At 65.9% G+C, this 13,196-nt stretch carries 8 protein-coding genes; 4 read left to right on the top strand and 4 right to left on the bottom strand.

Going from position 1 to position 13,196, the window contains the following annotated elements; translation table 11 throughout:
• Positions 1 to 110: 110 nt before the first annotated feature.
• The 3 genes from ACAW63_RS20875 to ACAW63_RS20865 all read left to right on the top strand — a co-directional run bounded on the left by ACAW63_RS20875 (position 111) and on the right by ACAW63_RS20865 (position 3,870).
• Positions 111 to 809 carry a B3/4 domain-containing protein gene (locus ACAW63_RS20875; RefSeq protein WP_371228324.1) on the top strand — a complete coding sequence of 233 codons (699 nt, stop codon included), beginning with the start codon at positions 111 to 113 and terminating at the stop codon, positions 807 to 809.
• Positions 810 to 1,298: 489 nt separating this feature from the next.
• A complete protein-coding gene (locus ACAW63_RS20870) occupies positions 1,299 to 1,802 on the top strand; it encodes an outer membrane beta-barrel protein (protein ID WP_371228322.1) in 504 nt (167 codons plus the stop codon).
• A gap of 373 nt (positions 1,803 to 2,175) precedes the next feature.
• Positions 2,176 to 3,870: an amidase gene (locus ACAW63_RS20865; protein WP_371228320.1), complete on the top strand. Its 1,695-nt coding sequence runs from the start codon at positions 2,176 to 2,178 to the stop codon at positions 3,868 to 3,870.
• A gap of 237 nt (positions 3,871 to 4,107) precedes the next feature.
• Here ACAW63_RS20865 and ACAW63_RS20860 read toward each other — a convergent pair whose 3' ends face one another.
• The 4 genes from ACAW63_RS20860 to ACAW63_RS20845 all read right to left on the bottom strand — a co-directional run bounded on the left by ACAW63_RS20860 (position 4,108) and on the right by ACAW63_RS20845 (position 10,499).
• On the bottom strand, positions 4,108 to 5,106 hold the full coding sequence (locus ACAW63_RS20860) for a GlxA family transcriptional regulator (RefSeq protein WP_371228318.1): 999 nt from the start codon (positions 5,104 to 5,106) through the stop codon (positions 4,108 to 4,110).
• A gap of 79 nt (positions 5,107 to 5,185) precedes the next feature.
• Positions 5,186 to 6,607, bottom strand: coding sequence for a GABA permease (gene gabP, locus ACAW63_RS20855; protein ID WP_275611510.1), 1,422 nt, complete (start codon positions 6,605 to 6,607; stop codon positions 5,186 to 5,188).
• Positions 6,608 to 7,016: 409 nt separating this feature from the next.
• On the bottom strand, positions 7,017 to 8,510 hold the full coding sequence (locus ACAW63_RS20850; RefSeq protein WP_371228316.1) for an aldehyde dehydrogenase: 1,494 nt from the start codon (positions 8,508 to 8,510) through the stop codon (positions 7,017 to 7,019).
• Between the two features lie 312 nt (positions 8,511 to 8,822).
• Positions 8,823 to 10,499, bottom strand: coding sequence for an MFS transporter (locus ACAW63_RS20845; RefSeq protein ID WP_371228314.1), 1,677 nt, complete (start codon positions 10,497 to 10,499; stop codon positions 8,823 to 8,825).
• A gap of 491 nt (positions 10,500 to 10,990) precedes the next feature.
• On the opposite strand from ACAW63_RS20845, the gene ccsA reads away from it, so the two are divergent.
• Positions 10,991 to 13,159: a cytochrome c biogenesis protein CcsA gene (ccsA, locus tag ACAW63_RS20840; protein ID WP_371228312.1), complete on the top strand. Its 2,169-nt coding sequence runs from the start codon at positions 10,991 to 10,993 to the stop codon at positions 13,157 to 13,159.
• Positions 13,160 to 13,196: the final 37 nt, after the last annotated feature.

The following is a 13,196-nucleotide window of genomic DNA, read 5'->3' as shown; positions in this document are numbered from 1 at the left end:
ACTACCGGATGCGCAATCTCGTGCGCCGCTGAACTCTGCCGCGACTAGCTGTTTTCCCCCACCTGTCCGCAACCGGACGAGCTACCCCGCAACACGCCAAGGGCCCCGCCATGCAACCGGTCACCCCCATCATCGATCCCGCCATCAGTGACATCGCGCCGGGCTTCCGCGCCCTGAGCATCACGGTGGAGGCAGCGCCCATCACTCGCCCGGAAGTGGCCGAAGCGGCGCTGCAGCGCGCCTGCCAGGAGCTGGCGATGGACGCGCCGGCCTGGGCGCAAGCGCACCTGGAGGCCTGGGGCGAGGTGTTCCGCCGATTCGGCGCCAAGCCCCAGCGCACCCCTTGCTCGGCACTGGCCCTGCGCAAGCGCGTGCTGCGCGACGGCAGCCTGCCGAGCATCGACCCGGTGGTGGACCTGTACAACGCGGTGAGCCTGCGCTTCGCCATCCCGGTCGGTGGCGAGAACCTGGCGGCCTACGCCGGCACGCCGAGGCTGGTGGTCGCCGACGGCAGCGAAATATTCGACACGATGAAGGAGGGTGCGCTGACCCATGAATCACCCGAGGCCGGCGAGGTGATCTGGCGCGACGAGGTAAGCGTCACCTGCCGCCGCTGGAACTGGCGCCAGGGTGTGCGCACCCGCCTGGATGCCGAGGCGCAGCGGATGTGGTTCATCCTCGAAAGCCTGCCGGAAATGCCGCTGGAGGCGCTGCGGGAGGCGGGGGATCAACTGATCGACGGGTTGCAGCGAATGATGCCCGGCATGAAAGCGGAATTGAGGCGGGTGGACGCAGGCGTGGTCGACTGACCGGCTGCGTTCGTTCGCTTATATCCGCCTGATGCAAGGCATATTATTGGCGGACAAGTTCGAAATATTGTCTGCGCCATTTCAATCTTCATTCAGCAATAAAGCGGCGACTCAACTCCGTAGCGGTGGAAGTTTGCCCGCATTCATTGAGCAAAAGTTGCGCTCAATGAATGCGCGATGACTGTTCCGCTATGTTCGTCGTTGGCGTCGGAGCCCCTAAAACCTGCGCTTCTCCGGGTTCGCAAGGGCATTTCCCGACTATCGAGAACCTACGATAGCCAGCCCGATACCTCGTTGGATTTAATTGCCCCCGCCTTGTGTTCCGGATAGAGAGGGTGATTCAAACGGGTTCGATGTTCTTCCGCTTATTCATTCGTTCCGCCATCTGGCGATAAGTGCGCGGTTTCCATTCAGGGAACGGCGCCTGTCCGAATCCAATTCATTTCAAGTTTGTACGGTGGCAGTGGTTGTCATCGGAAAGGAGTTTTCATGCGTGTCGCAAAAGTGATTTCCACCCTGTTCCTGCTGTCGGCCCCGGTGCTGGCGTTTGCCGATGACAGAGGCCTGTACGTGGGGGGCGGTGTCACGCAGGGCGAGATCGACGAGTCGCGCTTCGACGACAAGGACAACAGCTACAAGTTTTACGCGGGCTATCGCCTGAACAACTACCTGGCCTTCGAAGGCGCGGTCGTCGATTTCGGCGAGATGAGCGACGGCGACAAGAAGTTCGAGGGCCAGTCGGTACAGGCCAACGTGCGCTTTGGCGTCCCGGTTGGCGAACGCATTCGCCTGTTCGGCACCGCCGGTGTGCACGGCTGGCGCTCCGACGACGATGACGTGACCGGCAACTCCGAGGACCTGGACGCCCTGTACGGCTACGGTGCCGAGATGGACGTGCTGGGCGGCCTGGGCGTGCGCCTGGAGCAGGAGACCCTGAAGGTCGGTGACGTCGACCTCGACCAGACCACCCTGTCGGCCTACTTCCGCTTCTGATCTGCGCCACCCGTCAGCGCCCGACCCCAGCGGCGCGCTGACCTCCTTCCTGCGGGCGACCCCCAGCGCCCGTTCAGCCCGCCGATTCCCCTATCGGCGGGCGTTTTTTTTAATTTACGCGTGTTGTGTATTCTGATCGGACGTGCCAGTGTGTGCGCCCTGGCGGCCTTATTCGCCTTACTTGCCATACTTCAGCTCCCGGTCTGTCCTCCGGGCGCTGATGGAGGCCGCCGGCCGACGGTAAACTCACACCCGTCGCGCAACAGAAGTACAAGAGAATAGAGATGAACACGCATTTTCCGACTTGCGCCGTCTGGGTCCTTCGCGACGCAGACCTGCCCCTTCCCACCAACCTTCAGCCGACGGTGAAAGCATGATCGAGGTAACCGAAGTTTCCATTGCGCAGCTGCGTGACGCCCTGGAGTCGGGCCGCACCACCGCGGTCGAACTGGTCAAGGCCTACCTCGCGCGCATCGATGCCTACGATGGCCCGACCAAGCTCAATGCCGTGGTCGTGCGCAATCCCGAGGCCCTGAAGGAAGCCGAAGCCTCCGACGCACGCCGCGCCCGTGGCGAGACCCTCGGGCCGCTGGACGGCATTCCCTACACCGCCAAGGACAGCTACCTGGTGAAGGGCCTGACCGCCGCCTCCGGCAGCCCGGCCTTCAAGGACCTGATCGCCTACCGCGATGCCTTCACCATCGAGCGCCTGCGCGCCGCTGGCGCCATCTGCCTGGGCAAGACCAACATGCCGCCCATGGCCAACGGTGGCATGCAGCGCGGCGTCTACGGCCGTGCGGAAAGCCCGTACAACCGCAAGTTCCTCACCGCGCCCTTCGCCTCCGGCTCTTCCAATGGCGCCGGCACCGCGACCGCTGCGAGCTTCTCGGCCTTCGGCCTGGCGGAAGAAACCTGGTCCAGCGGTCGTGGCCCGGCCTCGAACAACGGCCTGTGCGCCTATACCCCGTCCCGTGGCGTGATTTCGGTGCGCGGCAACTGGCCGCTGACCCCGACCATGGACGTGGTGGTGCCTTATGCGCGCACCATGGCCGACCTGCTGGAAGTGCTGGATGTGGTCGTCGCCGAGGACACCGACAAGCGCGGCGACCTGTGGCGCCTGCAGCCGTGGGTGCCGATCCCCGCCGTTTCCGAAGTCCGCCCGGCGTCCTACCTGGACCTGGCTGCCGGTCCCGAAGCCCTGAAAGGCAAGCGCCTGGGCGTGCCGCGCATGTACATCAACAAGGACGAACTGGCCGGCACCAGCGAGAAGCCCGGCATCGGTGGTCCGACCGGCCAGCGCATTCATACCCGCGCGTCGGTCATCGACCTCTGGGAGCAGGCCCGCAAGGCCCTGGAAGCCGCCGGCGCCGAAGTCATCGAAGTGGACTTCCCGCTGGTGTCCAACTGCGAGGGCGACCGTCCCGGCGCGCCGACCGTGTTCAACCGCGGCATCGTTTCCCCGGAATTCCTCCACGATGAGCTGTGGGAGCTGTCGGGCTGGGGCTTCGACGACTTCCTCCGTGCCAACGGCGACCCCAAGCTGAACAAGCTGGCCGACGTCGATGGACCGAAGATCTATCCGCACGATCCGGGCACGCTGCCCAACCGCGAGGACGACCTCTGCGCGGGCATGGACGAGTACGTCAACATGGCCAAGCGCGGCCTGAAGACCTGGGACCAGATCGAGACCCTGCCGGACGGCCTGCGCGGCCTGGAGAAGACCCGCAAGCTGGACCTGGAAGACTGGATGGACGACCTGAAGCTGGACGCCGTGCTGTTCCCCACCGTGGCCGACGTTGGCCCGGCGGACGCCGACGTGAACCCGGAATCGGCCGACATCGCCTGGAGCAACGGCATCTGGGTGGCCAACGGCAACCTGGCGATCCGTCACCTGGGCGTGCCGACCGTCACCGTGCCGATGGGCGTGATGGCCGACATCGGCATGCCGGTGGGCCTGACCTTCGCCGGTCGTGCCTATGACGACTCGGCGCTGCTGCGTTTCGCCGCGGCCTTCGAGGCTACCGGCTCCAGGCGCATGGTGCCGCCGAGCACGCCGCCGCTGAGCTGATCGGTTCATTGCTGAAGAAAATGCCCGCCTTGTGCGGGCATTTTTTTAGGGCGATTCGGAGGTATTTCGGCGCGGGAGTCTGCCCCTCACTCCAGCCCTCTCCCGCGTGCGGGAGAGGGTTAGGGTGAGGGGCTCTTGATCTGGTAGGAGCGGAGCTTCTCCGCGATGCTCTTCTAGGAGGCTGATCCTTCGCGGACAAGGTCCGCTCCTACAGGAGAGCCCAGGCCGGAGCGGCGCTCACTTCGCCGACTTCACATTGCCGTAGCGTACTTCCTTGGACGGCGAGTAGCCGTAGAACGAGGTGTAGCACTTGCTGAAATGGCTGGGCGAGACGAAGCCGCAGGCGAGCGCCACTTCGTACATCGGCAGGTTGGAATGCTGCAGCAGTCGCCGGCTCTCGGTGATGCGCAGTTCGAGGTAGTAGCGCACCGGGGTGGTCCCCAGTTGCTCCTGGAACAGCCGTTCGATCTGCCGCTTGGAGCGGCCGACGTATTGCGACAGCTGGTCCTGGCTCAGCGGTTCCTCGATGTTCGCGCTCATCAGGTTGATCGCTTCGCGCAGCGGCTCGCTGAGCTTCTCGTGCAGGGCGGGGCGGGTGCGGCGGAAGCGTGATTCCTCGAAGGCGAGGATGTCGACGATGGCGTCCACCAGTTCGCGGCCGTGGCGTGCGTTGATCCACTCCAATACCAGGTTGAAGGCGCCGGTGGGGCTGGCGGCGGTCAGGCGGTCGCGGTCGAGCTGGTAGCTCTCGCTGGTGACCTCGCTGTGCCGGGCGATCTCGGCCAGGGCGGCGCGGTGCTCGGGGTGGATGGCGCAGCGGTAGCCGTCCAGCAGCCCGGCCTGACCGAGGAACCAGGCGCCGTTCCACAAGCCGGCCAGGGTGATGCCCCGGTCGGCGGCGATCTGCAGCAGGCGGGTCATTTCCGGCGTTGCGCGCAGCGGCGTGCGCAGGCCACCGCAGACCACCAGCAGGTCCAGTTCGGCGAGCTGCGCCGAGCTCAGCGCAGCACCAGGGCAGATCACCAGGCCGAGGTCGCTGGTGACCGACTCGCCGTCGAGGCTGTAGGTCTGGGTGGCGAAGGTCTCGGCGCGGATCAGGTTGGCGGTGACCAGGGTATCCAGCGCCTGGGTGAAGGCCGGCAGGGAAAAGTGTTCGAGCAACAGAAAGCCCACCCGCGCCTGGCGGGTGGGCTCCTTCTGTTGTTCGCCGATGAAGCGCAGGTTGCGTCCCTGCATGGCACCACTGAATTGCCGCCGTTCGACCAATCGCCACCTCGTTTGTCAGATGCCGTCGCTGTGACGCGCCAGGCCCGGATCAGTTGCCCGCGCCGGTCGCGGCGCGCTGGCCGAGCGACGTTGCGCCGTGGCCCGCCGTCCGCCGGCTGGTCTGGCTCAGCAGGATGATCACCACGGTCAGCGCCAGGGTCGAGCCGACTTCCACGCGGTGCGAAGGCATGATGAACATCACCGTGAGAATGAAGCTGATGATGCCGATTACCAGCCAGGTCAGCCAGGGGAACAGCCACATGCGGAACACCAGCTCGTGGTTGCGCCGGCGCAGGATGCCGCGCATGCGCAGCTGCGAGACGGCGATGGCCAGGTAGACGAGCAGGGCGATGGAGCCGGAGCTGGCGAGCAGGAAGTCGAACAGGCGGCCCGGGGCGAAGAAGTTCAGCAGGGTGGTGGCCATGCCGATCAGGGTGCTGGCAATCACCGCCGCGCGCGGCACGCCGGCCGCCGAGGTGCGCTGGATGAAGGCCGGTGCGTCGTTGCGCCGGCTCAGCGAGTAGATCATCCGCGAGGCGATGTAGACCGAGGAGTTCAGGCAGCTGGCCACGGCGACCAGCACCACCAGGTCCATCATCAGCTTGGCGTGGGGGATGTTCATCAGTTCCAGGGCGCGCTGGTAGGAGCCCAGCTCGACCAGGCGCGGATCATTCCAGGGCACCACCGAGATGATCACCGCGATCGACAGCAGGTAGAACACGCTGATGCGCCAGATCACCGAGCGGGTGGCCTTGGCGATGTTGCGGCTGGGGTCGCTGGATTCGGCGGCGGCAATGGTCACCGCCTCGGTGCCGATGAAGCTGAACAGGGTGGTGATCAGCGCGCTGAAGATCGCCGTCCAGCCGTTGGGCATGAAGCCGCCGTGTTCGCCCATGATCTTCTGCAGGCCGCTGACCTCGTGGCCGGGCAGGATGCCGAACAGGGCGGCCGCGCCCAGGCCGATGAACAGCACGATGGCGGCGACCTTGAGCATGGCGAACCAGAATTCGAACTCGCCGTACTTGGCGACGCTGAACAGGTTGGTGATGGTCAGCAGGAGCGTCATCGACAGGGCGAAGACCCAGGTCTCGACCTGCGGGAACCAGGTGTTGAGGATTACCCCGGCGGCGATGGCTTCGATGGGGATGACCAGCACCCAGAACCACCAGTACAGCCAGCCGATGGTGAAGCCGGCCCAGCGACCAATGGCCTGGTCGGCGTAAGCGGAGAAGGAGCCGGTGTCGGGGCTGGCCACGGCCATTTCCCCCAGCATGCGCATCACCAGTACCACCAGCAGCCCGGAGAGGGCGTAGGCCACTATGGCGGCGGGTCCGGCAGCGGCAATCGCGTGGCCGGAGCCGACGAACAACCCTGCGCCGATGATTCCCGCGATGGAAAGCATGGTTACGTGGCGGGGCTTGAAGCCCTGCACCAGATCGCCATTGGCGCCTTTTGCACTGGGAGCACTCATCTGTCGGCCTTCTTATTGAAATTGTTGTTATGGAGGGCGCGTAGCCACGGGCCGGGGGCGGGTTTCCACCAAGCCGCGATCCCGTTCCTCGCGGGTCGATTGGGGGGCTCGGGAATGCCGCGCAGCTTAGCCAGTATTACGCGGGGCTCAAGCTATGCCAGATGGGCGTCCTGCGAGTTGTTCAGGATCGCCACGGGCATGGCCAAAAACGACATGGTGCATGGCCGGGTAGTGGCGATGGGCCGCTCTGCAACGCGGCTTTTGCTTTGGCGGGCGGTCATCGGAGATGTCGTTAATGCAGGGCATGCGACGCTGCGAACGACCAAAAAAATCCCCCGGCCACTGTGGCAACCGGGGGATGCAAGGAACCGGAGCAGGGGAGCTCCGGTCGAGGTAGACAGCAGAGGGCTTACAGGCGGATCAGCACCGATTTCAGTTCGGTGTAGTGCTCGATGGCGGCAGCGCCCATTTCGCGGCCAAGGCCCGACATCTTGTAGCCGCCGAAGGGCAGCGCCGGGTCCAGCGCGCTGTGGCAGTTGACCCACACCGAGCCGGACTTGATGCGCGGAACCATGCGGTGCACCGCGGCCAGGTCGTTGGACCAGATGCTGGCGCCCAGGCCGTAGGGGCTGTCGTTGGCCAGGCGCAGGGCGTCGTCGATATCGTCGAAGGGCATGGCGACCAGCACCGGGCCGAAGATTTCTTCCTGCACCAGCGGGTTCTTCTGGTCGACGTCGACGATCACCGTCGGTTTGACGAAGTAGCCGGGGCCGAACTGCTCGCCGCCGCAGGCGATGGTGGCACCTTTGCCTCGGCCCAGTTCGATGTAGTCGAACACGCGCTTCTGCTGCTTGGCGGAGATCAGCGGGCCCATGTCGATGCTCGGGTCCAGGCCGTTGCCCAGCTTCATGCCGTTGGCGATGCCGGCGATGTCGGCCACCACGTTGTCGAAGTGCTTGCGCTGTACGTACAGGCGCGAGCCGGCGCAGCACACCTGGCCCTGGTTGAAGAAGATCGCCTGGGCGGCGCCCGCGGCGGCGGTGGCCAGATCGGCGTCGGCCATCACGATGGTCGGCGACTTGCCGCCCAGTTCCAGGGTTACGCGGGTCATGTTGTCCATGGCCGCCTTGCCGATTTCCTTGCCCACCGGGGTCGAGCCGGTGAAGGTCAGCTTGTCCACCAGCGGGTGGTGGGAGAGGGCGGCGCCGGCGGTAATGCCGGTGCCGGTGACGACGTTGAACACCCCGGCCGGGTAGCCCGCTTCCAGGACAAGCTCGGCGAGTTTCAGCGCGGACAGCGGGGTTTCGTCGGCGGGCTTGAGCACCACCGAACAGCCGGTGGCCAGCGCCGGGCCGAGCTTCCAGCAGGCCAGCAGCAGCGGGAAGTTCCAGGCGACGATGGCGCCGACCACGCCGACGGCTTCGCGGCGGATGTAGCCGTGGAAGTCGCCTTCGGGCATCAGCGGCATGGACACGTCCACGGTGGTGCCTTCGATCTTGGTGGCGTAGCCGGCCATGTAGCGCAGGAAGTCGATGGCCAGTTGCACGTCCATCACGCGGGCGACGGCGGCGCTCTTGCCGTTGTTCAGGCATTCCAGTTCGGCCAGCAGGTCGGCGTCGCGCTCCATCAGGTCGGCGAGCTTCCACAGCAGGTTCTGCCGCTCGCGCGGGCGGGTGCGGCTCCAGGCGGAATCATCGAAGGCCTGGCGCGCGGCGCGTACGGCGCGGTCGACATCGGCGGCGGTGCCGGCGGGCACCTGGCACAGCACTTCGCCGGTGGCCGGGTTGCGCAGGTCCATCAGGGCGCCGTCGCTGGCGGAGGTCCAGTCGGCACCGATCAGCATCTTCGGTGCGCGCTGCAGGAAGGCGCGGGATTCGGGCTTGATGGGCAGGGAAGCGAGCATTGCGATTGCCTCTTGTTGGTCTGTTCGTTAGGAGCAGGTTGAGGCGGAGCATCGCAACGGCTGTGCCAAGGCTGGGTGATTTATTCAAGTTATTGAATATAAAGATTTTTATTGATTTTTATGGTGGTCGGGGAGGAAGCCGTTGTCGCACATTGCGACAGCGGCTGAGACGCTGGGGAGGCCGGGTACCGGGTGTATGGCGACCGCGTTTGATCCGAGAACTTCGCACCCGAATGAATCGTAGGAGCCGCGCTTCTCCGGAAATGGACGGCGTACAACCGCGAACGGTCGTACGCCGCATGGGGCCGCCACTCAGCCGTGGTGAATCTCCCGGTCCTTGGTTTCCGGAAGGAAGAAGGTGCCGAGGATCGCCGTCATCACCGCGATGACGATGGGGTACCAGAGGCCGTAGTAGATGTCCCCGGTGGCCGCCACCATGGCGAAGGCCACGGTCGGCAGGAAGCCGCCGAACCAGCCGTTGCCGATGTGGTAGGGCAGCGACATCGAGGTGTAGCGGATACGCGCCGGGAACAGCTCCACCAGCCAGGCGGCGATCGGCCCGTAGACCATGGTCACGTAGATCACCAGCACGGTCAGGAGCAGCAGCATGGCCAGGTGGTTGATCTTCGTCGGGGCGGCCTTCTCGGGGTAGCCGGCGTCCTTCAGGGCAGTGCTCATCTGCGCAGTGAGGGCATCGGACTGCGCCTTGAAGTCCCCGGCCGGCAGACCGGCGCCTTCGAAGCTGGCGATGACCTTGTCGCCGATGTGCACCTGGGCCACGGCGCCGGCGTCGGCCTTGACGTTCTCGTAGGGGATGGCCTTCTTCGCCAGCAGGCTCTTGGCCAGGTCGCAGGAGCTGACGAATTTGGCCTTGCCCACCGGGTCGAACTGGAACGAGCACTGGGCCGGATCGGCGACCACGGTCACCGGGTTCTTCTCCTGGGCGGCGAACACGTCCGGGTTACCGAATTGGGTCAACCCGTGGAAGATCGGGAAGTAGGTCAGCGCGGCGAGGATGCAGCCGGCCATGATGATCGGCTTGCGGCCGATCTTGTCGGAGAGGCTGCCGAAGAACACGAAGAACGGCGTGCCCAGCAGCAGGGAACCGGCGATCAGGAAGTTGGCGGTCTGCGCGTCGATCTTGAGGATCTGCAGGAGGAAGAACAGCGCGTAGAACTGCCCGGTGTACCAGACCACGGCCTGCCCGGCAGTGCCGCCGAGCAGCGACATGATCACCACCTTGAGGTTGTCCCAGCGGCCGAAGGATTCGGTCAGCGGGGCCTTGGACGCCTTGCCTTCCTCCTTGATGCGCTTGAACACCGGCGACTCGGAGAGTTGCAGGCGGATGTACACCGAGACGATCAGCAGCAGGATCGACAGCAGGAAGGGCACGCGCCAGCCCCAGGACTCGAAGGCTTCGGTGCCCAGCGCGGTGCGGCAGGCCATGATCACCAGCAGCGAGAGGAACAGGCCGAGGGTGGCGGTGGTCTGGATCCACGAGGTGAAGAAGCCGCGTTTGCCCTGCGGCGCGTGTTCCGCCACGTAGGTCGCCGCGCCGCCGTACTCGCCACCCAGGGCGAGGCCCTGGAGCAGGCGCAGGGTGATCAGGATGATCGGCGCCGCCACGCCGATGGTGGAGTAGGCCGGCAACAGGCCGACCACGGCGGTGGAGGTGCCCATGATCACGATGGTGATGAGGAAGGTGTGCTTGCGTCCGATCATGTCGCCCAGGCGGCCGAACACGATGGCGCCGAAGGGGCGCACCGCGAAGCCGGCGGCGAAGGCCAGCAGGGCGAAGATGAAGGCGGTGGTCTCGTTGACCCCGGCGAAGAAGTGTTTGGCGATGATCGCCGCCAGTGAACCGTACAGGTAGAAGTCGTACCACTCGAATACGGTGCCGAGGGAGGAGGCGAAGATGACCTTGCGCTCCTCCTTTGTGATGCCGCTGTGGGGGGCGTTGCCCGCGGCCGGGCTGTATGTCTGCGCCATGTTCTTCTCCGTCTTGTTCTTGTGAAAGGCCGGAGTCCTTCCCTACCGTTGTCGCACTCAGGCCAAGGGGCTGATGTCATGCTCATACGGATTGCGCGAAGCGTGAAAACAGGCGGCCCTGCCACGGGGCAAGGTCATGAAAAAGCATAACCGGCATGACTCGGATATCCACTTCTATGACCCGCAAACCCACGGCTGGCGCGAATGAGAACGTTATTTCCGACGCACGGGGTCGGATAATGCCGCTGCGGCAGGCTTTTCCAGGCCCGCATTGCGGCGCTCGCGACCCGGTCATTCGACCATCGTCTAAAACTGTCCCGGATGTCTCAGGCTGATACAGCCGTCGCGAATTGCCACGCTCGCGCGCCCCTGGGCGTGGGCCAATGGATTGTTTCCCAAGGGTTTTCGCTACTGGCACGCAATGTGTGAGGGCAATGCTCAGCACGCCTGCCACGCCAGGCGCGGTCGGAAGGGAGGCTCGCTTGAAGAGGATGTCGTCATCGTATGCAGGGCTGTGCGCCGCGCTTGTGGCTTGCGCGCTGCTCTGGCTATTGCCGTCGCTGGGGAATGCGCTGCTCTGGGCGGTCGCTGCGTTGATCGCCCTGGGGGCGCTGCGGCCGGGCCTGCGCCTGCCGGGCTGGCCGCTGGCGCTTGGGGTGTTGTGCGGGGCCTGCCTGGCGCTGGGATTGCACTTGATAGCCGACCATTTCCAGCTGCGTTACGCCTGGCTCTACAGCAGTGCGGCGCTGCCGGCGTACCTGAAGGCCTCCAACCTCTGGGGTGGCGACGAGGGCACAGTGCTGCTGCTGGCGACTTTCTGCATGGTCGCCGCCCTGAGTGGTCGCCAGTTGGACGGCTGGGCTGGGCGCGGGATGGCGCTGATCGCCGCCTGGTACACGGCCACCGCCGCCTGGCTCGGGCCGTTCAGCGCAACGCCCATGGAATGGCTGGCGCACCAGCCCAGCCAGGGCATGAACGCCCACCTGCAGACCTTCTGGATGTCCTTCCACGCGCCGTTGATTCTCTGTGCCTACGCCTGGGCCCTGGCACCCGCCGGTGCCGCGCTCGGCGCGCTGGGGCAGGGCGGCAGCGCCTATGCCTGGGTGATGCCGCGTTACAGCCGGCGCGCCTGGCTGGTGCTCACGGCCGGTATCGGCGCAGGCATGGCCTGGGCCATGGAAGACTTCACCTTCGGCCAGCTCTGGCACTGGGACCCGGTGCAGACCTCGGCCTTCGTCATCTGGGCGCTGCTCGGCGCGGTGCTGCACGGCGCCCGCCGCTGGCGCGCGGATGGTGCCAACCGCCGCCTGCTGCCGCTGCTCAGCCTGCTGGCGGCGGCCATGGCCTGCGTGGCGATGGCGGTGACCCGCAGCACGGTGTTGGCCAGCTCGCATCGTTACATCGGCACGACGTCGTGGCTCAGTCATCTGGCGCTTGCCCTGATCCTGCTGATCCTCGCAGCCTGCTACCTGGTTGCCGGCCGGCGCGGCGAGAAAATGCGCCGGCGTGGGGCATCGGACTGGACGCTGGACCTGGCCATCTACCTGTTCGCCGGTACCGGACTGCTGGCCCTAGGCGCGCTGGTGCAGGCGCATCTGTACGAGTGGCTGGGGCTGGAGCGGCCCAATGAGCTGAAACCTTTCTTCGAGACCCTGACCGCCTGGGCCACCACCCAGGAGATGGACAGCCTGCGCCGTGCCTTCGACCAGTGGGACGTCAATGGCTACGGACTGGCAAAGGGGCTGCTGCCGGTGCTGGCGCTGCTCGGGCTGATCGGCGGCTACAGCTTCCTCCGCCGCTGTGCCCGGCCCCGGCTGGCGTTGCTGGCAACGTTGGTGATGGCCGGCGTGATGCTCTGGGTCGGCTGGCGCGGTGGCTGGCTGAGCGGCGGCTACAACGGCGAGGGCATGCTCTCCCAGAGCGTGGTGGCGGTGCTGCCCTGGCTGGATGCGGCGCTGCTCGGCGGGGCCTTCCTGATGGGCTGCTGCCTGCTCTGGGGCGCGCTGAGCCTGTGGCGCAGCCGGCGCCTGGGCAACCTGCGTTACAGCGGTGGGCTGGCCCTGGTGCACGGCGGCGCGGTGATCGCCCTGGTCGGCGGATTGGCGGCCACGGCGCTCAATACTTACCAGCAGATCAGCATTGCGCCGGGCACCTCGTTCGAGCAGTGGCACCCGGTGATCGGTGGCATGCAGCTGCGCGTGCTGCCGGATGCCAGCCGCCCGGATTTCTCCGGCTACCACGCGGTGGCGAAGGTGGAGCTGCGCGACGGCGAGCGCACGCTCGCCGGCCATGCGCTGTTCCAGGACAACCGTGGCAACCCGCCGGCCTACCAGGGCCCGGTGCGCCAGCTCTGCGAGATTCTCGACTACCACTACGCACGTTTCGCCTCGGACCGTGGCTACGTGCTGCACCCGTTCATCGTTCGGGGCTGGAGCGGCGACCTGCAGGTCTGGGTGCCGGCCTCGGCGCGCTTGCTGAAGCAGCCCGATGACGAGATCGAAAGCGTGGTGGTGGTCCGCCGTTATCCGTTCCTCTCTCTGGTCTGGGTCGGCCTGCTGGCGATGCTGTTCGGCGCCTTGTTGCTGCCGGCGGGCGGCGCTTTGCCAAAGCGCGGCCATACTGCATCGGACGGCGTCGCACGGGCCGTGTCTCAGAGTTAGACAGCAATCGCGAAATTAGACGCATCGAACCTCGGCC

The sequence above is a fragment of the Pseudomonas sp. QE6 genome, from assembly GCF_041379005.1.
In the GTDB taxonomy this organism is placed as follows: domain Bacteria; phylum Pseudomonadota; class Gammaproteobacteria; order Pseudomonadales; family Pseudomonadaceae; genus Pseudomonas.
Note: the sequence above shows the minus strand (reverse complement) of the source record. Positions and strands in the feature narration are given on the sequence as shown.

Coding starts and splice junctions, on each gene's coding strand:
- ACAW63_RS20870 (WP_371228322.1), top strand. CDS start 1,299: ATGCGTGTCGCAAAAGTGATTTCCACCCTGTTCCTGCTGTCGGCCCCG.
- ACAW63_RS20845 (WP_371228314.1), bottom strand. CDS start 10,499: ATGGCGCAGACATACAGCCCGGCCGCGGGCAACGCCCCCCACAGCGGC.
- gabP (WP_275611510.1), bottom strand. CDS start 6,607: ATGAGTGCTCCCAGTGCAAAAGGCGCCAATGGCGATCTGGTGCAGGGC.
- ccsA (WP_371228312.1), top strand. CDS start 10,991: ATGTCGTCATCGTATGCAGGGCTGTGCGCCGCGCTTGTGGCTTGCGCG.
- ACAW63_RS20860 (WP_371228318.1), bottom strand. CDS start 5,106: ATGCAGGGACGCAACCTGCGCTTCATCGGCGAACAACAGAAGGAGCCC.
- ACAW63_RS20865 (WP_371228320.1), top strand. CDS start 2,176: ATGATCGAGGTAACCGAAGTTTCCATTGCGCAGCTGCGTGACGCCCTG.
- ACAW63_RS20875 (WP_371228324.1), top strand. CDS start 111: ATGCAACCGGTCACCCCCATCATCGATCCCGCCATCAGTGACATCGCG.
- ACAW63_RS20850 (WP_371228316.1), bottom strand. CDS start 8,510: ATGCTCGCTTCCCTGCCCATCAAGCCCGAATCCCGCGCCTTCCTGCAG.